At 81.6% G+C, this 337-nt stretch carries 1 protein-coding gene; it reads right to left on the reverse strand.

From position 1 onward, the window contains the following. A partial coding sequence (locus ABD067_RS13400) for a hypothetical protein (protein WP_343895812.1) occupies nucleotides 1-337 on the reverse strand: 337 nt, incomplete at both ends.

Genomic DNA, 337 nt, shown 5'->3' on the forward strand with positions numbered 1-337 from the left:
GCGGCCGAAGCCCGTTCGCCGGCCAGCGCGCCGGGCAAGCGCTCGGCCGCGAGGGCCAGCCAAGCCAAATCCGGGGCCAGCGCGGGCTGCTCCAGCAGCACCTGCCGCCAGATGCCGGGCGCGTCGGGCAGGTCCGGCGCCGGCAGGGCGCGCGGCCCCGCGGGTCCCGGCGCCGCCAACCCGTCCGCTTCCAGGTCCCGCAACAGCGCGCGCGCGAAGTCGCCCGGCACGGCGTCGGCGGGCGCCGCCGCGAGCGCGGCGTGGGCGGACGCGGCGCAGAAGCCTTCCAGCAGCAGCGCCGCCTCGCCCAGGTCCAGCGCCGCGTCGCGCCGGCGCG

Source organism: Craurococcus roseus, assembly GCF_039523795.1.
Lineage (GTDB): Bacteria > Pseudomonadota > Alphaproteobacteria > Acetobacterales > Acetobacteraceae > Craurococcus > Craurococcus roseus.